Origin of the sequence: Roseovarius sp. A46, from assembly GCF_004126395.1 — a bacterium.
Classification (GTDB): Bacteria; Pseudomonadota; Alphaproteobacteria; order Rhodobacterales; family Rhodobacteraceae; genus Roseovarius; species Roseovarius nitratireducens.
In genome coordinates this window covers 54,720-78,462 of record NZ_PVWS01000005.1, presented here as the reverse complement: position 1 = coordinate 78,462, position 23,743 = coordinate 54,720, and the positions used below count along the sequence as shown (strand labels likewise).

Annotated in this window: 23 protein-coding genes and 1 pseudogene; 15 read left to right on the top strand and 9 right to left on the bottom strand. The window is 63.9% G+C overall.

What is annotated here, in order from left to right; all coding sequences use genetic code 11:
- Positions 1–276: 276 nt before the first annotated feature.
- The 4 genes from C6W92_RS04425 to C6W92_RS04410 form a co-directional block, all read right to left on the bottom strand.
- Positions 277–1,101, bottom strand: a complete 825-nt coding sequence (locus tag C6W92_RS04425) for a nucleoside phosphorylase (RefSeq protein ID WP_129431838.1) — start codon at positions 1,099–1,101, stop codon at positions 277–279.
- Positions 1,098–1,451, bottom strand: a complete 354-nt coding sequence (locus tag C6W92_RS04420) for a MerC family mercury resistance protein (protein ID WP_129431837.1) — start codon at positions 1,449–1,451, stop codon at positions 1,098–1,100. The genes C6W92_RS04425 and C6W92_RS04420 overlap by 4 nt, the downstream gene beginning before the upstream one ends.
- Positions 1,452–1,551: 100 nt before the next feature.
- Positions 1,552–1,905, bottom strand: a complete 354-nt coding sequence (locus C6W92_RS04415) for a DsrE family protein (protein WP_129431836.1) — start codon at positions 1,903–1,905, stop codon at positions 1,552–1,554.
- Positions 1,902–2,753, bottom strand: a complete 852-nt coding sequence (locus tag C6W92_RS04410; protein WP_129431835.1) for a sterol desaturase family protein — start codon at positions 2,751–2,753, stop codon at positions 1,902–1,904. The genes C6W92_RS04415 and C6W92_RS04410 overlap by 4 nt, the downstream gene beginning before the upstream one ends.
- 84 nt (positions 2,754–2,837) lie before the next feature.
- On the opposite strand from C6W92_RS04410, the gene C6W92_RS04405 reads away from it, so the two are divergent.
- Entirely contained in the window at positions 2,838–3,506 is a 669-nt protein-coding gene (locus tag C6W92_RS04405; protein WP_129431834.1) for a metalloregulator ArsR/SmtB family transcription factor, read from the top strand.
- Positions 3,507–3,791: 285 nt separating this feature from the next.
- On the opposite strand, the gene C6W92_RS04400 is transcribed toward C6W92_RS04405, so the two are convergent.
- Both C6W92_RS04400 and C6W92_RS04395 read right to left on the bottom strand, forming a co-directional pair.
- Complete coding sequence (locus C6W92_RS04400) at positions 3,792–4,121, bottom strand: chaperone modulator CbpM (RefSeq protein WP_129431833.1); 330 nt, start codon at positions 4,119–4,121, stop codon at positions 3,792–3,794.
- Entirely contained in the window at positions 4,118–5,062 is a 945-nt protein-coding gene (locus tag C6W92_RS04395) for a J domain-containing protein (protein WP_129431832.1), read from the bottom strand. Before C6W92_RS04395 ends, C6W92_RS04400 begins: the two co-directional genes overlap by 4 nt.
- A gap of 367 nt (positions 5,063–5,429) precedes the next feature.
- Between C6W92_RS04395 and atpD the strand changes: the two are divergent.
- From atpD to arcC, 13 genes and pseudogenes are all read left to right on the top strand, one after another.
- Positions 5,430–6,833: pseudogene (gene atpD / locus C6W92_RS04390) on the top strand (F0F1 ATP synthase subunit beta); the annotation flags it as partial.
- A complete protein-coding gene (locus C6W92_RS04385) occupies positions 6,830–7,240 on the top strand; it encodes a F0F1 ATP synthase subunit epsilon (protein ID WP_129431831.1) in 411 nt (136 codons plus the stop codon). The pseudogene atpD and the gene C6W92_RS04385, both read left to right, overlap by 4 nt.
- Complete coding sequence (locus C6W92_RS04380; RefSeq protein WP_129431830.1) at positions 7,237–7,548, top strand: AtpZ/AtpI family protein; 312 nt, start codon at positions 7,237–7,239, stop codon at positions 7,546–7,548. The genes C6W92_RS04385 and C6W92_RS04380 overlap by 4 nt, the downstream gene beginning before the upstream one ends.
- Positions 7,545–7,835: an ATP synthase subunit I gene (locus tag C6W92_RS04375; protein ID WP_164989167.1), complete on the top strand. Its 291-nt coding sequence runs from the start codon at positions 7,545–7,547 to the stop codon at positions 7,833–7,835. The genes C6W92_RS04380 and C6W92_RS04375 overlap by 4 nt, the downstream gene beginning before the upstream one ends.
- A complete protein-coding gene (locus tag C6W92_RS04370) occupies positions 7,832–8,545 on the top strand; it encodes a F0F1 ATP synthase subunit A (RefSeq protein ID WP_129431828.1) in 714 nt (237 codons plus the stop codon). Before C6W92_RS04375 ends, C6W92_RS04370 begins: the two co-directional genes overlap by 4 nt.
- The gene (locus tag C6W92_RS04365) at positions 8,545–8,790 is read left to right on the top strand and encodes a F0F1 ATP synthase subunit C (RefSeq protein WP_129431827.1); all 246 of its coding nucleotides are present in this window, start codon (positions 8,545–8,547) and stop codon (positions 8,788–8,790) included. Before C6W92_RS04370 ends, C6W92_RS04365 begins: the two co-directional genes overlap by 1 nt.
- Positions 8,791–8,794: 4 nt before the next feature.
- A complete protein-coding gene (locus C6W92_RS04360; RefSeq protein ID WP_129431826.1) occupies positions 8,795–9,529 on the top strand; it encodes a F0F1 ATP synthase subunit delta in 735 nt (244 codons plus the stop codon).
- Positions 9,519–11,042: a F0F1 ATP synthase subunit alpha gene (locus tag C6W92_RS04355; RefSeq protein WP_129431825.1), complete on the top strand. Its 1,524-nt coding sequence runs from the start codon at positions 9,519–9,521 to the stop codon at positions 11,040–11,042. The genes C6W92_RS04360 and C6W92_RS04355 overlap by 11 nt, the downstream gene beginning before the upstream one ends.
- Complete coding sequence (locus C6W92_RS04350; protein ID WP_129431824.1) at positions 11,039–11,893, top strand: FoF1 ATP synthase subunit gamma; 855 nt, start codon at positions 11,039–11,041, stop codon at positions 11,891–11,893. The genes C6W92_RS04355 and C6W92_RS04350 overlap by 4 nt, the downstream gene beginning before the upstream one ends.
- Before the next feature lie 195 nt (positions 11,894–12,088).
- Complete coding sequence (locus tag C6W92_RS04345) at positions 12,089–13,540, top strand: YfcC family protein (RefSeq protein ID WP_206735499.1); 1,452 nt, start codon at positions 12,089–12,091, stop codon at positions 13,538–13,540.
- Positions 13,537–14,760, top strand: a complete 1,224-nt coding sequence (locus C6W92_RS04340) for an arginine deiminase (protein WP_129431822.1) — start codon at positions 13,537–13,539, stop codon at positions 14,758–14,760. Before C6W92_RS04345 ends, C6W92_RS04340 begins: the two co-directional genes overlap by 4 nt.
- A 10-nt stretch (positions 14,761–14,770) precedes the next feature.
- Positions 14,771–15,772, top strand: coding sequence for an ornithine carbamoyltransferase (argF, locus tag C6W92_RS04335; RefSeq protein ID WP_129431821.1), 1,002 nt, complete (start codon positions 14,771–14,773; stop codon positions 15,770–15,772).
- A gap of 1 nt (position 15,773) precedes the next feature.
- Positions 15,774–16,790, top strand: coding sequence for a carbamate kinase (arcC, locus tag C6W92_RS04330; RefSeq protein ID WP_129431820.1), 1,017 nt, complete (start codon positions 15,774–15,776; stop codon positions 16,788–16,790).
- A 168-nt stretch (positions 16,791–16,958) separates the two neighbouring features.
- On the opposite strand, the gene C6W92_RS04325 is transcribed toward arcC, so the two are convergent.
- Entirely contained in the window at positions 16,959–17,321 is a 363-nt protein-coding gene (locus C6W92_RS04325; RefSeq protein ID WP_129431819.1) for an SHOCT domain-containing protein, read from the bottom strand.
- Positions 17,322–17,551: 230 nt separating this feature from the next.
- Between C6W92_RS04325 and C6W92_RS04320 the strand changes: the two genes are divergently transcribed.
- A complete protein-coding gene (locus tag C6W92_RS04320) occupies positions 17,552–17,938 on the top strand; it encodes a DUF302 domain-containing protein (RefSeq protein ID WP_129431818.1) in 387 nt (128 codons plus the stop codon).
- A 303-nt stretch (positions 17,939–18,241) separates the two neighbouring features.
- On the opposite strand, the gene uvrA is transcribed toward C6W92_RS04320, so the two are convergent.
- Both uvrA and C6W92_RS04310 read right to left on the bottom strand, forming a co-directional pair.
- Entirely contained in the window at positions 18,242–21,100 is a 2,859-nt protein-coding gene (gene uvrA / locus C6W92_RS04315) for an excinuclease ABC subunit UvrA (RefSeq protein WP_129431817.1), read from the bottom strand.
- 209 nt (positions 21,101–21,309) lie between these two features.
- Positions 21,310–23,733: an FAD-dependent oxidoreductase gene (locus C6W92_RS04310; RefSeq protein WP_129431816.1), complete on the bottom strand. Its 2,424-nt coding sequence runs from the start codon at positions 23,731–23,733 to the stop codon at positions 21,310–21,312.
- Between the last annotated feature and the right edge of the window lie 10 nt (positions 23,734–23,743).

The window sequence follows — 23,743 nt, the reverse complement described above, 5'->3', positions numbered from 1 at the left end:
TCGGAGAACTTGCCGTCAGCGGGCAGTTCGCCTTGATAGCTGCGGGGTGTGAAGGGTCGCGGGGAAGTCACAACCGACCTTCTCGAGCGAAGGACGATGCGGCGGCCCCGTCATGCTTTCGTGTCCGACCCGCTTGGTCGATTTCCGTCGCCAGTTTGACAAGAAGGGTCAACCCGGCGCCCTGCCCGCTTGTTATCCGTGGAATATATCCCGCGCGCTGACCTATGTTAGCACCGTCAGAAATTCGGCTGCGCGGGCGAGATTGGACACCTCCCGTCAGGGGGCTTGTCGGGTCGATATCCCGGGCGCGCCCCGCCCCAACCGTGCCGCGATCCGCGCCACGACGCTCAGCGCATCTTCGCTGCCATTGGCCTCACCCTTTTCGAAATCACCCTCGATGGTGCCCATCTGGTTGGTGACATGGGCAAGGCAGATGACGTCGCGCATACGGGCGGTGGCAAAGGCATATAGCGCCGCCGCCTCCATCTCTACTGCGAGGATGCCACGGGCACGGGCGGCGGCAATGGCGGCCTCCGTCTCGCGAAACGGCGCATCGGTGGTCCATGTGGGGCCGGTCAGGACGCGCGGGCCGTCCTCGAACGCGCCCCCCAACCGCTCCAGAAGCGGCGCGGGTGCCTCGCTCCAATCCGATGGCGGCAGGTAGTGATAGCTCGTGCCTTCGTCGCGCCACGCGCGGTCGATCACGATGAAATAGGGCGGCGCGCCTTGCGCCGTGATCTGCCCGGACGAGGTGACGCTGATCAGCAGATGGCAGCCCGAGGCGAACATCTCTTCGGCCACCAGCACCGCGAACGCCCCCCCGACCGCACAACCCACCACGCCGATCTCGTGCCCCTCCAGATCGAACACCCACATTTCCGTGTGATAACAGACCCATCCCGTATGCCGCCGCGCAAGGCCCCCGGCGCACAGCGCGCGGACGATATCGCCATCGGGATCGAGCAGGCATATTTCGGGCACCGCGACGGACTCCGCCCGCTTCTGACGCCGCGCTTCGCGCAACAGGCTCTCGGGCGTAAAGGCCGAAGGCGCGTCGCGATCCTTGTCGCGCAGGAGCGGCGGCAGGCGCGCATCGCTCATGCCCGCCCGCCGCACCAATCCGCCCAGGTGCCCAGGCAGAGCAGCACGAAGCCCCCCAGTTCGGCGGGCAGCGAATAGCTGACATACATCGCAAAGGCGATCAGCGCCAACCCGGCACCGCCCAGCAGCACCGGCACGCCGCGCCCGTGCCGCCGCCACCTGAGCGCCAGCGCCGCCACCGCAAGCGCGGCAAATAGCACGATGGCCCCGGCCCAGACCGCCTCGTTGAGGGCGATGCCAACCCCGAGCGCACCCAGCAACGCAATCGCTGCCAGCGTGCCGTAGCAGGCGATGAGCGACAGGCTTGTGGCAAGCGCGGCCATCCAGGATCGGTTCGGGGTGTCAGACATCAGGGCCTCCCTGTGCAATGGGTCGCTTGTCTGCCCTCAGACATGATCGTGCAAGCCGTTCAGCAGCCAGGGCCCCGTATCTCGCGCCCTTGTGACCGGCTCAGAACACCAGCACCTTGTCCGCCGCGAGGGTTTCCTCGGCCAGCTCGTCCATGGTCGAGCGCGCGGCCCCTTCCAGCATCTCGGCCTCGCTCAGCCCCCGCGCCTCCATGCAGGTGCCACAGATCAGCACGCGCCCGCCCGCCGACAGAACCCGGCGCAGCATCCGTTCGATATTGTAGAACCCCTCCGGCGTCTTTTGCCCCGCCTTGGCGCAGAGCGCGGCGTCGGCCATCAGGAACACGGTGATCTCGGCCTCCGCGTCATGCTTGGCCAGCGCATGTGCCATGCGCAGCCCGTTGAAGCTGCGCTCGGTGCCATAGGGCGGATCGTTGAGCAGGATCAGGTGTTTCATGGGCGGTCCTCCTTGGTGTTGCGGGGATCGAGCGCGCCGCCGCTCGCCGGGCCGCGCAACGGCTGCACCAGCATCCGGTCCAGCCACAGGTCGCGCCGCGTGCGAAACTGCTCGATCCCGATCTCCATGCCCTCATGCCCCTTGGCCGGCTGCGCCACATAGGTGCCAAGCAGCCGATCCCACCACGGCAGGTTGAAGCCATAATTGGAATTTGTCTCGCGCGGATCGACCGAATGATGCACCCGGTGCATGTCCGGCGTCACCACGATCAGCCGCAGCCAGCGATCCACCCTGCGTGGCAGGTCGATATTGGCGTGGTTGAAGAGCGCGGTGCCATTCAGCAACACCTCGAAGATCAACACCGCCACGGCGGGCGGGCCCAGCGCCGCCACCACCGCCAGCTTGATCCCCATCGACATCACGATCTCGACCGGGTGAAAGCGCAATCCGGTGGTGGCGTCGAATTCCAGATCCGCGTGATGCATCCGGTGCAGCCGCCACAGCCCCGGCACCGCGTGGAACAACACATGTTGCAGGTAGATCGCCAGGTCGAGCAGCAGCACCGAGACAAGGATCGCAAGCCAGCCGGGCACGTCGATGTTGTTGAAGAGACCCCAGCCGCGCTCGGCCCCGATCATCGCCAGCCCGACAGCCAGCAGTGGAAAACTCAGCCGTAGGATCACCGTATCCAGCACCACGAGGCCAAGGTTGTTGGTCCAGCGGATCACGCGCGGAATTTCCTTCCGGCGCCGTGGTGCAGCCAGTTCCCAGACCATCATGGCGATGAGGATGCCCAGGAATGCCGTCACTCGGATCACCGGCTCGGCGCTCAGGATCGCGTCTGACATGGGCGGGCCTTTCGGGCTTGCGTGGCGGCACGCAGCCGTTATTATTCAAGTAACCACTTGAATGATTAGAGACACGTCTACGCCATGTCAACCAGCCCCAAACAGGCCCTCCTGAAGGAATACGCCCTCGTCGCGCAGGCGCTTGCCGCCCCCGCGCGCCTCGTGCTGCTGGAGCAACTCGCGCAGACCGAGGCGGCGGTCGAGACGCTGGCGCGCAAGACCGGGCTGACGGTCGCCAATGCCTCGCAGCATCTGCAACAGCTGCGCCGTGCCGGGCTCGTCACCAGCCGCCGCGCGGGCAAGGCGGTGATCTACCGGCTACAAGACGCCCGTGCGATTACGCTCATGGCACTGTTGAATGAGGTGGCCGAGGCCAACCTGGCGCAGGTCGCGGATATACTCGACGGGCTCTACGGCGGTGCCCCGGCCCCCGAGCCGATCACCCGCGCCGATCTCGCCGAGCGGCTCGCACAGGGGGCCGTCACCCTGCTCGACATCCGCCCCGAGGACGAGTTCGCCGCCGGGCACATCCCCGACGCGCGCAACACCACACTGGCCGATCTCGACCGGCTCCTGCCCACGCTCGACCCCAAGGCGGAGATCGTCGCCTATTGCCGGGGGCCCTATTGCATCTACGCCCACCAGGCCGTGGCCTTGTTGCGCAACCGCGGCTTCAACGCGCGGCGCATGGACGGCGGCCTGCCGCAATGGCGCGAGGACGGGCGCGAGGTTCGGGGCGGCACTCGGGCGTGACCATGCCCCGCGTTTCGCGGGTTTGCCTCACTCGAAAGCTGCGCCGAACGCCCCCAACTTCCAGCAATTCTCAATATGATTGGGTGTTTTCCGAGAGCCACAAAAGCGGAAAGGAGAGGACGTCCGGTTCTCCATCTGCCCTTTCAGCAATAGAAGTTTCCGATGCGGCCAGTATATTCTGCGGTTTGAAGACGATACATATCGCGGCCAAGCGACCAGAGAGTGAGAGGCGTGCAGTGCTGTTACGTGCAGGAACGCCAACCTCGGGTCCCATTCGAATTGCGCTCAGGGCTGTTTCGTGGCGGCAATGATCCGGGCTTGTAGGTCTGTTGGCAGGGTGTCTATGGCGCGTGCCATGGTTGCAAGGTCTTGTCGCGCGGCATGCAATTGATCGATGAGCAAGATCACGATGCCCAAGGCCGTCTCGTCCAGGTCGAGATCCTGGGACAATTCGCACAGGAGTTCCAGGCGCGCGATGTCGACGCGGCGATAGATATCGCCGCTTTCACTGCGCTCCGGGCGAACCAGTTCGCACTCGACAAAGCGCGAAAGCTGACTTCGGGTCAGACGAGTGACAGCGATGATGACGTCGTCTTCGGAAAATCTTTCTGTCATGCGCTGGCTCCTTTCATCAGATCGACGCGCGGATCGAAGCTATGCGTCTTGCGCCATTCCGTGAAAAAATCGCGCAGGCCCGCATCAATGTCGGGCGGTGTGACGATCCTCAACTCGACCTTCTGGTCGCCCTTTGCCTTGCGCCCGACATGACCGATCCCGCGCCCCCGCAAGCGCAGGACTTGGCCTGAACTCGCCCCCGGGGGGATCGTCATGCCCACGGGGCCATCGATGGTAGGTGCTGTGACCTTGCCGCCGAGAATCGCCTCGTCGATGGTGATGGGCAGTGTCAGCAGGATGTCGTCGCCGTCGCGACGGAATACCGGATGGGGTCGCACCAGAACGGTGATGAGCGCATCACCTGCCGGACCGCCACCAAAGCCGGAAGCACCCTTGCCGCGCAGCCGCAGCGTCTTGCCGTCCTCGGTGCCCTGCGGGATCTTGACCGCAAGGCTCTGACCATCGGGCAAGGTGATCCGGGTCTCGGCTCCGCGGGCTGCATCAAGAAACGGAACCTCAAGGGTGTAGCTCACGTCCGGGCCGCGGGCCGAGAATCCACGACCGGCAGAATCGCCACCCGGCGACCGCCCACGATTGCGCAGAATTTCCGCAAAGATGTCCGCCGGATCGGCATCCGCTCCGAACCCGCGCCCTTGTTGGTAAGTGTTGTCTGATGCATCCGCGAAATCACGATAATACTGCCGCCGCGGGCGCTCCGCGCCGAGGCCGTCGATCTCTCCGGCATCATAGCGGGCGCGGGTCTCGGGATCTTTCAGGATATCATAGGCAGCGGAGATTACCTTGAACCGCTCCTCGGCCCCAGGATCGTCGGGATGCAAGTCCGGGTGGCTTGTTCGCACCAGCTTGCGATACGCTTTCTTGATATCGTCAGCCGTGGCGGCCTTCGTCAGGCCGAGCGCTTCGTATGGATCTTTGGACATCCGTGCTCCCTGTTCGACAACCAGCGCATGTAGAGGCGCCAATCATTTCAAAATGCCATGGCGACGTCCGCTTCGTCGCTGATCTATGTCAGGGCGCGAACAACATGGTCACCCTATCTTACCGAAGTTCTTGCCTGACCGCAGGCTTTACTCCGTCTATCCGTTGATCCAACGCCGGGGATCAGAGCAAAACAATGAGGCCCGTTTGACATCCACAAGCGCAGATCAGGCACTGGGCAACGGCGCTATCCGCGCCGGGACCCGCGCAGATGTGCGAGACTCTGACCTGCCCGGTGGGACCGAGACGAATGTCCCGAACGCCCGGGACGACGCATCGGCGTCCTCCGATCAACGCGTCCCCTCTGAAGGCGTCGTTCATGCCGTCCGGGGGGCGGTCGTGGATGTTGTCTTTGCCGGGCCCGACCTGCCAGCGATCAATTCTGCGCTGATTGTGAATTGGGACCGGCCGACGGCCCTCATTCTCGAAGTCCACAGCCACCTCGATCAGAAGACGGTACGCGCCGTGGCGTTCCAATCCACGGCGGGCCTCGCCCGTGGCGTTTCGGTCCATGCCAGTGGCGGGCCGGTCACCGTGCCCGTGGGCGAAGCCGTCCTTGGCCGGCTTCTGGATGTCGTGGGAAATCCGAAGGATGACGGGCCTGCCCTGCCGGGCGCTATACCACGACGGTCGATCCACGCGCTGCCCCCGCTTCTGAGCTCCCAGACTGGTGCCGCCGACGTGTTCGAGACAGGGATCAAGGTGATCGACCTGCTGGCACCGATGGCGCAGGGCGGAAAGGCCGCGATGTTCGGTGGTGCCGGGGTGGGCAAGACGGTTCTGGTGATGGAGTTGATCCGCGCCATGGTCGAGAAATACGAAGGCATTTCGGTCTTCGCGGGCGTTGGAGAGAGATCACGCGAGGGGCATGAGCTTCTGACCGAAATGCAGGACTCGGGCGTGCTCGATCGCACCGTGCTGGTCTACGGTCAGATGAACGAGCCGCCCGGTGCGCGCTGGCGGGCCCCGCTGACCGCGCTGACCATTTCGGAATACTTTCGCGATCAAAAGCATAAGAACGTTCTTCTGCTGATGGATAACGTGTTCCGCTTTGTTCAGGCCGGGGCCGAGGTCTCGAGCCTGCTTGGCCGCTTGCCTTCTCGCGTAGGCTACCAGCCCACTTTGGCAACGGAAGTCGCGGGCCTGCAGGAACGCATCGCCTCCGTCGCGGGGTCGACCGTGACCGCCATTCAGGCAGTCTACGTGCCTGCCGACGATTTCACCGACCCCGCCGTGACCACGATTTCCGGCCATATGGATTGCGTCATCATGCTGTCGCGAGCCCAGGCCGCAGAGGGGTTCTATCCGGCGATCGATCCGCTGGGTTCTTCCTCGATGCTGCTGGATCCACTGGTTGTCGGTGACGACCACTACCAAACCGCCGAAGCCGTCCGTCAGACACTGGCAAGGTTCCGCGAATTGACCGATATCATCTCGCTGCTGGGGGTCGAGGAACTGGGCACCGCCGACCGCCTGATCGTCAGACGCGCACGGCGGTTGCAGCGGTTCCTGACCCAACCCTTCATGGTGACCGAGGCCTTTACCGGCACGCCGGGCGCCAGCGTACCGCTTGCCGAGACCTTGTCGGGGTGCCGTGCCATACTGGAAGGCGAGGCTGACGAGTGGTCCGAAAGCGCGCTCTACATGGTCGGCACGCTGGATGAGGCGCGCAAGAAGGAGGCCGCCGCGACAGCCAGCGAGGCGGTGGCATGAGGCTGCGCATCGTGACCCCCCTGTCAGTCGTGGTGGACGGCGCGGTCGACAGCCTGCGCGCCGAAGACGCGAGCGGCAGCTTCGGCATCCGTCCCGGCCACGCCCCGTTCCTGACCGCGCTAGCGGTGTCCATCGTCAGTTGGAAGACCGCAGGCTTAGAACGGTTCTGCGCCGTGCGCGGCGGGGTGCTGAGTGTGACCGGCGGCACCGACATCGCCGTTGCCACCCGAGAGGCGGTCGCCGGAGACGATCTGGCCACGCTGGACAGCGAGGTTCTGGCCCGGTTTCAGTCCGATGTGAACGAGGAACGGGTCGAGCACGTCGAGACGATGCGCCTGCAATTACACGCGATCCGCCGGATGATCAGCCGATTGCATGCGGGCGCAGACACCGGACAGTTCCGATGACCGAAGACCCATCGCCGCCGCCCGAAACCGATCAGCCGCCCGAAACCGACCCGCTGGTCGAGGAAATCCGCAAGCATCGCAGCCGACACGAGCAGTGGCTGCGCGAAGGTGACATGTCCGTCGGTCGACGTTTGGCGCAGATCGGCGTGCTGGGCTGGATCTTCGTGGTGCCGACACTGGCGGGCCTGTTCTTCGGACGCTGGCTCGATGGGCAATTTGGGACGGGCATCTTCTGGAGCGCGCCGATGATGCTACTCGGGCTTTGCATTGGCGGCTGGACCGCTTGGAAATGGATGAACGCGCGATGACCGATCTCACTACTCTCCCGCTATTCGTCCTTCTTCCGGTATGCTTTCTTGGCGGGCTCTTCGTCGGATATGGTTATTTCCGCGCGCTTCGCGAGACAGCCAAGATAATCGTCAACGGGGGTGAACCCCTACGGGCCATTGCCCTGACCGTGGGACGCGTTTCGCTTCTGGCCACCGGGTTCTTTATGGCCGTGCTCCTGGGTGGCCTTGCCCTGCTCGCGGCGTTTGCGGGGGTCCTCTGCGCCAAGTGGATAATGCTTCGCAGGATGGGGGATATCCAGACATGAACTCTCCCCTCGAATCCACCGTGCTGTTCCAGATCGGACCGGTTCCGATCACGCAAGCCATCGTCACGACATGGGCGATCATGACGATACTGGTGATCGGGGCATTTGCCCTGACGCGCCGGTTAGACCTCAAACCGACCCGGCGGCAGGCCGCGCTGGAGCTGATGGTCGCCACGCTCGACACCCAGATTACCGAGACAACGGGCGTCGCGCCCGCACCCTATCGCGGGTTCATCGGCACGCTCTTTCTGTTCATCCTCGTGGCGAATTGGTCCTCGCTTGTGCCGGGGGTCGAGCCACCGACCGCACAGCTTGAAACCGATGCCGCCCTCGCCGTCTTGGTGTTCCTGTCCGTGATCTGGTTCGGCATACGCGCCAGGGGTGTGGGCGGCTGGCTGAAATCCTTCGCCGCGCCCAACCCGGTAATGATCCCGCTCAACATCCTGCAAAGTCTGACGCGGGTCTTTTCCATGTTCGTCCGCCTGTTCGGCAACGTGATGAGCGGAGTGTTCGTCATCGGCATCGTCGCCTCGCTGGCGGGCCTGCTGGTACCGATCCCGCTAATGGCGCTTGATCTGCTGATCGGGCTGGTGCAGGCGTACATCTTCGCGGTGCTGGCGATGGTTTTCATCACCTCCACGGTCAAGGTCGCCGCGCACAACCCTCCAAGTACTGACCTTGCCCCTTCCCCAACGAAAAAGGATTCGTGATGGACTATGTTCCCCTTGCCAGTATCTTCTGCGCCGCCTTCGCGGTGGCCTTCGGCGCCATCGGCCCCGCACTTGCCGAGGGTCGCGCCGTTGCCGCCGCGATGGATGCCATTGCCCGTCAGCCCGATGCCGCAAACACGATTTCGCGCACGCTGTTCGTTGGGCTTGCAATGATCGAGACGACGGCAATCTATTGCCTGGTGATTGCGCTCCTGCTGCTCTTCGCCAACCCGCTACTGGCATGAGCGCATGACCCTCGATTGGTGGGGACTGGGTTTTCAGGCCATCAACGTCCTGATCCTCGTCTGGCTTCTCAGCCGCGTGTTCTGGCGTCCGGTTGCCGAGGCCATCACCCGGCGGCAGGAAGCCGCGCAAGCCATGTTGGATGAAGGCAAGACAGCACAAGCGAAAGCCGATGCTGCGCTGGCAGAGGTCACCGAGGCCCGCGCAGGCATCGCGGCGGAACGCGATGCCATGCTTGCCGAGGCCAAGGCGGCGGCGGATACAGTCGCGAAATCCGTGCGGAAGGATGCGCAAACCGAGGCAGATACACTACTGGCGGCCGCGCGCAGAGCCATTGACCGTGACCGGACTACCGCACGGAAGGAAAACGCCGCGAAGGCCACCGAGCTTTCAGTCGAGATTGCCGCGCGGCTTCTGGGGCAGTTCAACACGCCTGCGGTCCGGGCGGCGTTCCTTGCGCACCTTGTCGAGGCGATCGCGGGCATGTCCGACTCCGACCGAACGGCGCTGATAGCCTCGGGCGAGATCGAGATCATCACCGCGACAGAACCGGAGGGCGCGGAAAGGGCCGAGATCGAACAAGCGATAAAGGATGCGTTGGGCGACGCGCCCCGCTTTCGCCTTGTTACAGATCCCGACCTGATCGCCGGACTGGAACTCCGCAGCGCGAATTTCGTGCTTCACAACAGTTGGCAGGCCGACCTTGAGAACATCCTGAAGGAGGTCGAGAATGCCGGCTGATACGCAGGACTGGTTCGCATCAGCGCAGGGCGCAGTGCAGCGCGCCGCACTCGGTCCGCGATCCGAACACAAAGGCCGTGTCGAAGAGATCGGCGACGGTGTCGCGATGATCTCGGGCTTGTGCGATGTTCGACTTGACGAGGTTCTGCGGTTCGAGGGCGGCCAATTCGGGTTCGCACGGGTTCTGGACCCGGATCTGATCGGCTGCGTGTTCATAGACGCGGCGACCAAGGTCGAGGCAGGCGACGCAGTCTTTGGCACCGGCGAAGTCGTGAGCGTGCCTGTCGGAGAGTCGCTGCTCGGGCGTATCGTCGACCCACTTGGCCGCCCGCTGGACGGAAAAGGGGCGATCGAGGCCGAAGAGCGGTGGCCGATAGAGCAGCCGACGCCGTCGATCATCGAACGCGATCTCGTGACCCAGCCTGTGCAGACCGGGATACTCGTGATGGACACGCTGTTCGCGCTTGGCCGGGGCCAGCGCGAGTTGATCGTCGGCGACCATTCCACCGGAAAGACGACCCTGGCCACCGACGCGATGATCGCGCAGCGCGACAGCGACATGATCTGCGTCTATATCGCAGTGGGGCAAAAGACATCGAGCGTGCGCCGCGCCATCGACGCGCTTCAGGCGCATGGGAATTTCGCGCGCTGCATCGTGATGGTCGCGGGCTCCGCCTCGGCGCCGGGGCTGCAATGGATCGCGCCCTATGCGGGTATGACGATGGCGGAATATTTCCAAGACAAGGGCGGTCACGCCCTCGTTGTGATCGACGATCTGTCCAAACACGCCGCCACCCACCGCGAGATCGCCCTGCTGACCCGGCAATCTCCGGGGCGTGAGGCCTATCCGGGGGACGTGTTCTACATCCATGCCCGCCTCCTTGAACGGGCGGCCAAACTGTCTCAGGCGCGTGGCGGCGGGACCTTGACCGCCTTGCCGATCGCGGAAACCGATGCGGGGAACCTGTCGGCATACATCCCGACCAACCTGATCTCGATCACGGACGGGCAGATTGTGCTGGATACGGATCTGTTCCATCAGGGGCAGAAACCGGCTGTGGATGTGGGCCTCAGCGTCAGCCGCGTGGGCGGCAAGACCCAGGCATCCGTGCTGCGGGAGGCCGCCGGAACCCTGCGGCTCGACTATGCGCAGTTTCTGGAGCTGGAGATGTTCACCCGGTTCGGGGGCATGCCCGAAGGTCGCGTTCGCGACCAGCTCAAACGCGGGGAACGGATCCGCGCAATCCTGCGCCAGCCGCAGAATGCGCCGCTTCGCTTGGTCGATGAAGTGGCGCTCCTGCTCGCCGTGCAAACGGGGCTGCTGGACCCCTTGCCACTCGATGCTGTTACCACCTTTCGGGATGCACTCCCGGAAACTCTGGACCGGGATGCCGGCCATGCTCTGCGTTCCATTTCCGAAACCGGGAAATTGAATGAGGCGGCACGAGCCGCCCTGATGGCCGCGATGACCCGCCTTGCGACGCAGCTTGGCGATAGGGAGCCAGCGACATGACCGAACGACTGGCCGATGTCAGCGCCCGGATCGACAGCATTCGCCAGTTGGGGGCCGTGGTAAACGCGATGAAGGGCATCGCCGCCGCCCGCGCCAACACCGCACGCGATGAGATAGAAGCCGTCAACAGCTATGCCGCGACAATTGCCGCCGCCATTTCCGATGCACTTGGCCCCGCGCGTCCCACTCCACCGGCCGAAACCTCCGGAGGTCAAGCCGACGGCGGCATCGGCCTCTTGGTGTTCTGCGCCGAACAGGGCTTTGCCGGCGCCTTCAGCGAACGCGTTCTCGACAGCGTCAAAGACGACCTGTCGACCGCCAGCCTGTTTCTGATCGGCACCCGTGGCCTGTCAATCGCCGCCGCGCGCGGCCTCCATCCGGTCTGGTCCGCGCCAATGTCCTCGCACACGCCCGGCATTCCGAAACTGGCCGATACAATCACCAAGGCGATCTACCGCGCCTTGGGCGAGGGGCACCTCGAACGCATTGACATGATCCATGCTGTCTGGGCGTCCGGGCAACCTCAAGTCGTCCGGCAGGCTCTGTTGCCGGTCGATCTGTCGGACCTGCCGCCGCCCGGGGCGACACGTCCAATGACCCAGCTTCCAACGGACACCCTGATCAACAATCTCAGCGGGGACTATCTCCACGCCCTGGTGTCTAAGGCGGCGCTCCATGCCTTTGCCGCAGAGAACGAGGCAAGAATGGAGGCCATGTCTGGCGCAGCCAACCAGATCACGCGCGAGCTGGGCCACTTCGAGGCGACCCTGCGCCGGGTGCGACAGGAGGCAATTACCGCCGAGATCATCGAACTGGGAACCGGCGCGGCGTCGGCAACCGACTCAAGGTGATCGCAAAGTTGCCCGGCGCGGGGTCTTCCGGGCGGCAAAGGTCAGGCAAAGCATCGGGCACGGTTCGCGTTCTGGTCGACAAGCCTCTGTAATGCGCGCAACCTAACCTCGATCAGTCCGCCATCTGGTATCCTTGATCAAGATGACGGTGGCCACCGGTTCTTTTTCATGACCGGACAGGAAAAGGACGCAATCATGACCCCCACCAAAACGACACCTGCCGAACGCAGCTCCCGTTTCCACTTCCCTTCAGCCTATACCATTCTTTTCGCCCTGATCGTGATCATCGCGGGCCTGACATGGGTAATCCCGGCCGGCCAGTACGAGCGCGTGGCTTCCGAGGCGCTCGGCAAGGACGTTCCTGTGGCGGGAACCTACGCGCCCACCGAGGCCAATCCGCAGGGCGTGTTCGACGTCATCCTGGCCCCCATCGCCGGATTTTACGATCCGAGCAGCTACACTGCCAATGCCATCGACGTCGCGATGTTCGTCCTCATGATCGGCGGTTTCATCGGCGTGGTGACGGCCACCGGTGCGATCGACGCGGGCATCAAGCGCGCGATGGCGCGGCTTAAAGGGCGAGAAAAATGGATGATTCCGATCCTCATGGGGCTCTTCGCGGTCGGCGGCTCTACCTATGGCATGGCCGAAGAGACGCTGGCCTTTTATGTCATCCTGACACCGGTCATGATCGCGGCAGGCTATGACGCGCTGACGGCTGTGGCGGTGATCTTGCTGGGCGCCGGCGTGGGCGTGCTCGGCTCGACCGTGAACGCCTTTTCGACCGTGATCGCGTCGGACGCGGCCGGGGTGTCTTTCACGGACGGGCTGATGCTGCGGCTGGTCCTGCTTGCGCTCACCTTCGCCGCGACCGTCACATACGTCATGCGCTATGCTTCACGGATCAAGGCCGACCCGTCGCGGTCGCTGGTCTTCGACAGGAAGACCGAAAACGAGGCGCATTTCCGAACCACCGCAGAGGCCGGAGCCAGCGACTTCACCTGTTTGCACAAGATCGTCCTGCTGCTCTTTGGCGCGACCTTCGCGGTGATGATCTGGGGTGTCTCGCTAGGGGGCTGGTGGATGGCCGAGATGAGCGGGCTGTTCCTGTTTGCCGGCATTGGCATCGGTATCGTGGGGCGCTTGGGCGAAAAGGGCTTGGTTGACTCGTTCGTCAGCGGTGCGCGCGACCTGCTGGGCGTGGCGCTGATCATCGGGCTTGCGCGCGGCATCGTCGTTGTGATGGATGCGGGCCACATCACCGACACGATCCTGCACTGGGCCGAAGGTACCGTCGCGGGCCTGAACGAGGTCATCTTCATCAACGTGATGTACTGGATTCAGATCGTCCTGTCGTTCTTCGTGCCCTCGACCTCCGGCCTTGCCGTCCTGTCCATGCCGATCCTTGCCCCCGTCGGCGACTTTGCCGGGGTCTCTCGCAGCCTTGTGGTGACCGCGTTCCAGTCGGCAGAAGGCGTGGTCAATCTGGTCACCCCCACCTCTGCGGTTGTCATGGGCGGCCTCGCCATCGGGCGGGTGCCCTATGAACGCTGGCTGCGCTTCGTCTGGCCGGTGCTGCTGGGCCTCACAATCATTGTCATGGCAGTTCTCAGCCTTGGCGTTGTGCTGCAAGGAGCCCCAACATGAGCATAACCTACGGCGTCCATTCCGAGGCGGGCAAACTGCGCCGCGTCATGGTTAGCAAGCCCGGTGCCGCCATGGCTCGACTGACGCCCGCCAACTGTGCCGAGCTGCTGTTTGATGATGTGATCTGGGTGAAACAGGCGCGGATCGAACACATGACCTTTGTCGATGCGATGCGCAATCGCGGGGTCGAGGTCGTGTTCCTGCGCCAGTTGCTGATGGAAACGCTGAAAGACATGGACGCCCGCCGATGGCTGCTCGAGGCGCGGATCAGTGACAACGCCGTAGGCGTAGGTCTGGCCGATGACCTGCTGGCGCACCTGATGGAGGTCGATGCCGACCTGCTGTCGACCATCCTGACCGGCGGCATGAGCCGGGCCGAACTGCCGATCCCGGTCAAGGGTGTGCTGGCCCCGATGCTGGAACCCGCCGACTTCATCCTGCCACCGCTGCCCAATCACATCTTCACCCGGGACACGACCTGCTGGATATATGGCGGCGTCACGCTGAACCCGATGCACTGGCCCGCGCGGCGGCTCGAGACGCTGAACCTCGCTGCCATTTATCGCTTTCACCCCGATTTCAAGGATGCGGGCTTTCCCGTCTGGTGGGGCGACCCAAAGCAGGATCATGGCCCGGCGACAGTCGAAGGCGGGGACGTCATGCCCATTGGCGACGGCACCGTCCTGATCGGCATGGGCGAGCGCACGACACCGCAAGCCGTCGGCCAGGTTGCGCGCGGCCTGTTCGCCGGAGGCGGTGCCACCCGTGTCATCGCCTGCCAGTTTCCCCGCGCGCGCGGATCCATGCATCTCGATACGGTCTTCACCTTCTGCGACCGCGATCTCGTCACGATCTTTGCCAAGGTGACCGATGCCATCCGGTGCTACAGCCTGCGCCCCGGCAAGGGCGATGACATCGCGGTAGAGACCGAGACGAAACCGTTTCTGGAGGTCGTGGCCACAGCACTCGGACTCAAGAAATTGCGCACCGTGCCCACGGGCGGCGATGCCTATGAAACCGCCCGTGAACAATGGGACGACGCCAACAACCTTCTGTGTCTGGAACCCGGGGTCGTCGTTGGCTACGAGCGCAACGTCTACTCCAACACCCTCCTGCGCAAGGCGGGTGTCAAGGTCATCACCATCCCCGGATCAGAGCTTGGCCGCGGACGCGGCGGGTCACATTGCATGACCTGCCCCCTGATCCGCGACCCCATTTGAGGACGACCTGATGCCACAAAACCTTAGCGGACGCAGTTTCTTGAAACTCTTCGACTTTTCACCGGGCGAGATCCGTCATCTTCTGCAACTGGCGGTCAGCCTGAAGATGGCCAAGAACGGGGGCTATGAGCGGCCCCAACTGAAAGGCAAGAACATTGCGCTGATCTTCGAGAAGGACAGCACTCGCACACGCAGCGGGTTCGAGGTCGCGGCCTACGACCAAGGCGCGCATGTTACATATCTCGGGCCGTCGGGCAGCCATATCGGCCATAAGGAGTCGATCAAGGACACGGCCCGCGTACTCGGCAGGTTCTACGATGGAATCGAATATCGCGGCTTTGGCCACAAGGACGCCGAGGCGCTGGCAGAGTTTTCTGGCGTTCCGGTGTTTAACGGACTGACAGACGATTTCCACCCGACACAGATCCTCGCGGACCTGATGACGATGCGCGAGTTCACACAAAAGCACCTGTCCGACATCGCCGTCTGTTTCATGGGCGACGTGGGAAACAACACCGCCGCCTCGCTTCTGGTGGGCGCGGCCCTGATCGGCATGGACCTGCGCCTGTGCGGCCCGCACAGCTGCTGGCCCGACACGGACCTCGTCACGCGGTGCCGCAAGATCGCAGAGACAACGGGCGCGCGGATCACCTTGACGGAAAAGCACGCCGAAGGGCTGGAAGGGGCCGATTTCGTCTATACCGATGTCTGGGTCTCCATGGGCGAGCCCGACACGGTCTGGGAGGAACGGATCGCCCTTCTCTCGCCCTATCAGGTCAACACCAAGGTAATAGAAATGACCGGAAATCCCTACGCCAAGTTCCTCCATTGCCTGCCCGCCTTCCACAACCGTGACACGCAGGTCGGCGAAGATACCTACCAGAAATTCAGGATCGACTGCATGGAGGTGACCGACGACGTCTTCGAATCCCACGCGTCAGTCGTCTTTGATCAGGCAGAGAACCGGATGCACACGATCAAGGCCGTTCTTGTGGCCACGATGGGTTCCTGAGATGCGGGTGGTGGTGGCCCTTGGCGGCAATGCGCTTTTGCAGCGGGGGCAGCCGATGACCGTCGCTGCGCAACACACGAACGTTCGGATCGCGGCAACGGCGCTGGCGGACCTGGCCCGCGATCATCAGATCGTCGTGGCGCATGGCAATGGGCCTCAGGTCGGCCTGCTGGCGCTGCAAGGGGCGGCCTACGATCCGGCCCGGCCCTGGCCGCTGGATGTGCTGGGCGCAGAAACCGAGGGCATGATCGGATATTTGATCGAACAAGAGCTTATGAACGCCCTGCCCGAGGGATCGCAATGCGCCACCCTGCTGAGCCGGGTAGAGGTCGACGCGAATGACCCCGCCTTTGAGACCCCAAGCAAGCCCATTGGCCCCGTCTACACAGAGGCCGAGGCAGAGCAGGCAGCGCAAGATCATGGCTGGGCCATGATCACCGAGGCGTCCGGCGGCCACCGTCGCGTCGTTCCCTCGCCGCTGCCTCTCAGGATCGTGGGACTGGAAGCCATCAAGGTGCTTCTGGACGCCGGGCACACCGTGATCTGCGCCGGGGGCGGTGGCATTCCCGTCGTGCGAAACACGGAAGGAGAGATGGCTGGCGTCGAAGCCGTGATCGACAAAGATCGAACGGCGGCCCTGCTGGCCTCGGGGCTGGGCGCGGACGCGCTCCTGCTGCTGACCGATGTGCCGGCGGTCTTCCGTCACTATGGCAGCGACGATCAGAGCGCGATTGGCGACGCGACACCCGAGGCGCTCGAAGACCTCGAACTCGCGCCGGGATCGATGGGGCCGAAGGTCGGTGCCGCCATCGCCTTTGCTCGGGCCAGCGGCAAGCTTGCCGGCATTGGGCAACTGACAGACGCGCGCGCGATCCTGAAGGGCCGGGCCGGAACGCGTGTCCTGCCCGACAAGGCGAAAACCGGCCAAGACAACAACTCCGGCCCAAAAACTTCCGGATTCACCGGCACAGACCAACCTGTATCAGTGTGGCTCGATGACGGCGGGGCTATAAACTGAAGGTCCACCGGACATCGGTGGGCAAGTACCAGTACGAGTGAGCCAGAAACACGTGAGACAAGCTGTCCCCTCGTCTCGCGTGTTTCCCGTTTTCGGACCGGCTGCGAAAGAACAAATCCATGACACCCGAAGCCCGGCAGATCGAAATTCCCGCCGGATTGACATCGATCAGTGCGCCAGCAATTCCTTGCGCTCTTCAAATTCCTTGGTGTCGATTTCACCCTTTGCATAGCGCTCCTTGAGCAACATCAGCGCCCGATCATGTACCGGCTGGCCATTGCCGTTCGCGCCGAAGAGCCGCAGGACGTAGATCACGCCAACGACGATCGCGACCAAGATCAGGATCATCAAGATCGGACCAATCACCATTCCGAATCCTCCCCATTGACCACCGCCCCACATCATACCGTGCCCGTGATAGAAGAGGGCATCCCGGTTGGGCATTTCACCGACTTGCGCCATGGCCGTGGTCGCCGTCAGGGCCGCCGCGGTGGCCAGGGTCGCCGATCGTGCTGCAATCCCGTGTTTCATCCGACATCTCCTTGAATGTGGCGGCAAAGGCCGCTCTGACCACATCAAATCGGAAGAGACTGGAACGCACACTGATCTGGATCACCCTGTGCGCTGCAATCAGGGATACCATGGCAAAAAGGGAAACCGCTTCAGAGTGCGGACCTTGTGTCGGATGTGGCCCACCCAAACACTCTCCTCGACATCGGCCCGGCCACGCGGTCGATGATTCCGACTGAAAGGATGCTGCAATGACCTATACGATCAACCGTACCTTCGATGGGGTGTCCTTCCAAGACACCGCCGACCGCACGCACGCCGCGCTGGCCGACAACGGATTTGGCGTTCTGACCGAGATTGACGTGCAAGCCACGATGAAAAAGAAACTCGACGTCGAGATGCCGGCCTACCGGATCCTCGGCGCCTGCAACCCGAAGATGGCCCATGAAGCCATCGGGATGGAGCCGCGCGTCGGTGCGATGCTACCCCGCAACCTGATCCTGCGAGAGGTGGACGGCGGGGTCGAGGTCAGCGCGATCGACCCGGTGGCCTCGATGCAGGCGATCAATAACGGCGAATTGACCGCTGTCGCAAGCCAGGTCCGCGACCTTCTGACCAAGGCCGTCAAGGCGATCTGATCTGCTCATGAACGGTGCCAAATTGCCCTGAGCCTCAGGGTCGCAAGCGATCCGCAGCCGTGAAAGGCCAAGTCAAATCCCTGCTTTCAACACAGCGCGCTACCCGATGAAAGGATCTGGTATGAATGTGAATTCACGGGTTCAAGCGAACGTCAAATGGTCTGAATGATCGCAACCGCCAAGCGCAGGGCGGAGCGCGCAGAAAGGCGATTTCACGTTGCACACTTAGTGCACACGTCATCACTTACGTTATTGACCTATTTGTATTTGTTTTGAATTTCGATCCATTTGTGGCGACTGCCGCTATTCCGCTGCCACCCGGCGCGCCGCCAGCATATCCTTGAGATAGCGCCCGGTATGGCTGCGCTCGACCTGCGCAACCTCCTCCGGCGTGCCGGTGGCCACGATCTCGCCACCGCCATCGCCGCCCTCCGGGCCGATGTCGATGATGTGGTCGGCGGTCTTGATGACGTCGAGATTGTGCTCGATCACCACCACGGTGTTGCCCGCCTCGACCAGTTCGTGCAGCACTTCCAGCAGCTTCTTCACATCCTCGAAATGCAATCCCGTCGTCGGCTCGTCGAGGATATAGAGCGTGCGCCCCGTGGAGCGCTTGGCCAGTTCCTTGGATAGCTTCACCCGCTGCGCCTCGCCGCCCGAGAGCGTCGTCGCCGGCTGGCCCACCTTGATATAGCCGAGGCCCACGCGCGCCAGCGCGTCCATCTTCTCGCGGATCGACGGCACCGCCCGGAAAAACTCCTGCGCTTCTTCAACCGTCATATCAAGAACGTCCGCTATGCTTTTGCCTTTGAAACGAATTTCCAATGTCTCGCGGTTGTAGCGCGCACCCTTGCAGGTCTCGCATTCGACATAGACATCCGGCAGGAAATGCATCTCGATCTTGATGAGCCCGTCGCCCTGGCACGCCTCGCAGCGCCCGCCCTTGACGTTGAAGCTGAAGCGCCCGGGCTTGTAGCCGCGCGCCTTGGCCTCGGGCAGCCCGGCAAACCAGTCGCGGATCGGCGTGAACGCACCGGTATAGGTGGCCGGGTTCGACCGCGGCGTGCGCCCGATGGGGCGCTGGTCGATGTCGATCACCTTGTCGAGATGCTCCAGCCCCTTGATCGTCTCGCACGGCGCCGGCGTCTGCCGCGCGCCGTTCAATCGCATCGAGGCGGTCTTGAACAGCGTCTCAATGGTCAGCGTCGATTTGCCCCCGCCCGACACGCCGGTAACACAGACAAACCTGCCCAGCGGAAACTCGGCGGTCATATCCTTGAGGTTGTTGCCGGTGGCGCGCACCACGGTCAGCTTCTTGCGGTTGCCCTTGCGCCGCTTGGACGGCACGGCGATCTCGCGGGTGCCCGCCAGGTATTGCCCGGTGATCGACGCCGGATCGGCGGCCACCGCATCCGGCGTGCCGTGGCTCACCACGCGCCCCCCGTGCACGCCCGCCCCGGGCCCGATGTCAAAGACATAATCGGCGGTGCGGATGGCCTCCTCGTCATGCTCGACCACGATCACCGTGTTGCCCTGGTCGCGCAGGTTCCTGAGCGTCTGCAACAGCCGCCCGTTGTCGCGCTGATGCAGCCCGATCGAGGGCTCGTCGAGCACGTAGAGCACACCGGTGAGACCGCTGCCGATCTGGCTCGCCAGCCGGATACGCTGGCTCTCGCCACCCGACAGCGTGCCCGCGTTGCGGCTCAGCGTCAGGTAATCGAGCCCCACGTTGACGAGGAACCCCAGCCGCTCGCGGATTTCCTTGAGGATGGCACGGGCGATCTCGTTCTTCTGCACCGTGAGATGGTCGGGCACCGTCGCGCACCAGTCATGCGCCTCGCGGATCGACATCTGCACCACCTGCCCCACATGCAGATCCGCGATCCGCACCGCCAGCGCCTCGGGGCGCAGACGATGGCCGCCGCAGGTGCCGCAGGGGCGGTTGTTCTGGTAGCGCTCGAATTCCTCGCGAACCCACGCGCTATCGGTCTCGCGATAGCGCCGCTCCATGTTGGGGATCACCCCCTCGAACACCCGGCTCACCTGGTAGACGCGCCCGCCCTCGTCATAGCGAAAGCGGATTTCCTCCTCGCCCGAGCCATACAGGAACACCTGCTTCACATGCGCGGGCAGATCCTTCCACGGGGTCGCCTTGTCGAACTCGTAATGTTTCGCAATGGCGTTGATGGTCTGGGTAAAATAGGGCGATTTGCCCTTGCGCCAGGGCGCGATGGCCCCATCACCCACGCGCAGCGCCTCGTCGGGCACCACGAGTTTCTCGTCAAAGAACAGCTCGGCCCCCAGCCCCCCGCAATCGGGGCAGGCCCCGAACGGTGCGTTGAACGAAAACAGCCGCGGTTCGATCTCGGGAATGGTGAAGCCACTGACCGGACAGGCGAAATTCTCGGAAAACGTGATCCGCTCCGGCTCGCCCTCGCGCGGGGCGGTCTCCAGCACGGCGATGCCGTCGGCCAGATCGAGCGCGGTGCGGAAACTGTCGGCAAGCCGTGTCTCCAGCCCCTCTTTCACCACCAGCCGGTCCACCACCACGTCGATATCGTGGCGGAATTTCTTGTCGAGCGTGGGCGGCTCGTCCAGCTCGTAAAACGCGCCATCCACCTTCACCCGCTGAAAGCCCTGCTTGCGCAGTTCGAGGAATTCCTTGCGGTACTCACCCTTGCGGTCGCGCACGATCGGCGCCAGCAGATAGCCGCGCGTGCCCGCCTCCATCGCCATCACCCGATCCACCATGTCCTGCACCTGTTGCGCCTCGATGGGCAGGCCGGTGGCCGGTGAATAGGGCGTGCCGACGCGGGCGAACAGCAGCCGCATGTAATCGTAGATTTCCGTCACCGTGCCGACGGTAGAGCGCGGGTTCTTCGACGTGGTCTTCTGCTCGATGGAAATCGCGGGCGACAGTCCACTGATATGATCCACGTCCGGCTTTTCCATCATGTCGAGGAACTGCCGCGCATAGGCCGAGAGCGATTCGACATAGCGCCGCTGCCCCTCGGCATAGATGGTATCAAACGCCAGCGACGACTTGCCCGAGCCCGACAGCCCGGTAATCACCACGAGCTGATCGCGCGGAATGTCCACGTCGATGCTCTTGAGATTGTGCTCGCGCGCACCGCGCACCGAGATCGTCCTGAGTTCGGCCATGTCGCAGCCCCCGTTGTCACCGCCCATGACATAGAGGAGAGCGGCGAGTCGTCCAAGCCGAAATTGTGAACAGATGGTGAACGTTGCGAAACGGTCGCGGTCTGGCCAGGCGCTGCCACCCAGCGCCCGCCCCCCTTGCGCGGCTCCTCTACCCCTGGTCGGACCGTCTGCTCCGGGCCAGCCGCCCCCTCGATCCGGTTACGGCCGTCTCACGCCCGCAGCCGCGCCCCCTTCGGATCGAACGGTGCCTCGTGCAGGATGCGCGCGCGGTGCGGCTGTCCCAGCACCATCACCTCGACCGCGTCGCCCGGCTCGGCACCAGACACGTAGCCCAGCGCCAGGCTCGTTCCCACCGAATAGCCATAGGCCCCCGAGGTCACGCGCCCCACGCCGACGCCCTCCTTGAAAATCGGCTCGCCGCCCGTGGCATCGGCGTTCGACGCGGTCACGTCTGCCTCGTCCAGCGCCAGCATCACCAGCCGCTCGCGCGGGGCGTTGCCGATCACCTGCTCCAACGCCGGTTTGTTGAGGAAATCCTTGTCCATCTTGCACAGACCGGCCAGCCCGGCCTCCTGCGGCCAGTATTCGGGGCTGTATTCGCGGGACCACGAGCCATAGCCCTTTTCCAACCGCAGGCTCATCAGGGCACGGCTGCCCACCGGCCCCGCGCGCATGGGCCGCCCTGCCTCGATCAACGCCGCGTAAAGCCGCGCCTGATCATCGGTTGCGCAATGCAATTCCCAGCCCAGATCGCCGGTAAAGCTCACGCGGATCGCCACGCACTCCACCCCCGCGATCTCGACCCGTCGGCTCGCCATGAACGGGAAATCCGAGGTTTCAAGCGAGACATTCGTCAGCCGCTGCAACAGCTCGCGCGACTTGGGCCCCGCCACGTTGAAGCCGCACACCGCCTCGGTCAGGCTGTCGAACGTGGTCCCCTCCGGCAACGGCACGGCGTCCAAGAACCGCTTGTGATAACGCTCCGCCATGCCCGAAGAAATCACCCAGAACTCATCTTCGCCCAGCCGCGTCACCGTCGCGTCGCCCGCGATCCCGCCGCGCACACCAATCAGCGGCGTCAGGCACGACCGGCCCACCGCGCGCGGCATCCGGTTGGCAAACACGGCGTTGAGCCAGTCCTCCGCCCCCGGTCCCCTGACGCGGTACTTGGCGAAATTCGAGATGTCGATGATCCCGGCGCGGTCGCGCAGCATCCGCGCCTCCTCGCCCACCGGCGCCCACCAGTTCTGCCGGGTAAAGCCATTGGTATCCACGGTACCGGGCGCATCCGCGAACCACAGCGGATGCTCCCAGCCATAGTTGAGGCCAAACACCGCGCCCATCTCGCGCTGCATCCCGTAGGCGGGCCGCACCCGCAGCGGGCGGCCCGCGTCGCGCTCCTCGTTGGGATAATGGATGGCAAAGCGGTGCGCGTATTGGTCCTTGACCTTCGCCTTGACGAAATCGCGATCATTGGCCCACAGGCCGAACCGCGCCACATCCCAGGCGAACATGTCGTATTTCATCTCGCCATTGACCAGCCACTCGGCCACCATCCAGCCCATCCCCGCCGATTGGCTAAAGCCGGGGATGATCCCGTTACAGCAGAAATACCCTTTCAGCTCCGGCACCGGCCCGAGGATCACGTTGGCATCGGGCGACCAGATCATCGGCCCGTTGATCACCCGCTTGATTCCCGCCTCGCCCACCACCGGCACGCGGGTAATGGCGCACATCATGTTGTCCTCGATCCGCTCCAGATCGTCGGGAAACAGGTCATGCGCGAAATCGAGCGGCGTGCCATCCTCGGCCCAGAACCGCATGTCGCGCTCGTAGGCGCCGATCAGCAGACCCTTGCCCTCCTGCCGCAGGTAATACTCGCCGTCCCGGTCCGCGACCGAGGGCAGCCGCCGGTCCATCCCGGCGATCTCGGCAATGGTTTCGGTCACGAAATACTGGTGTTCAGTGGGCTGCAGCGGCAGCTCGATCCCCGCCAGCCTGGCCACCTCCCGGCCCCACAGCCCCGCCGCGTTGATCACCCACGGGGTATGGATATTGCCCTTGGGGGTCTCGACGATCCATGTCCCATCCGCCTGCGGCAGCGTCGCCATCACGGGGGTAAAGCGATGGATCTCTGCCCCACGCTGCCGCGCCCCCACCGCGTAGGCATTGGTCACGCCCGACGGATCGACATTGCCGCCATCGGGCTCGTACATGATGCAGCGGATGCCATCGAAATTCACCAGCGGGTGCAACCGCTCGGCCTCGTCGCGGGAAATCTCGTGGAAGTTCATGCCATATAGCTTGGCCTTCGCCGCTTGCAGGCGCAATTGATGCACCCGGTTCTCGGTCTGCGCGAGGTAGAGCGATCCGGGCTGAAACACCCCGCAACTCTGCCCGGTCTCGGCCTCCAGCTCCTTGTAAAGGGTCATCGTGTAATGCTGCAAACGGCTGATATTGGCGCTGTCATGCAGTCCGTGAATATTCGCCGCGGCGTGCCAGGTGCTGCCGCTCGTCAACTCGTCGCGCTCCAGCAGGACGACATCGTGCCACCCCAGCTTGGCAAGGTGGTAAAGGATCGAGCATCCGATAACGCCGCCACCGATCACGACGGCCTGTGCATGGGTCTTCATGGGGTGTCCC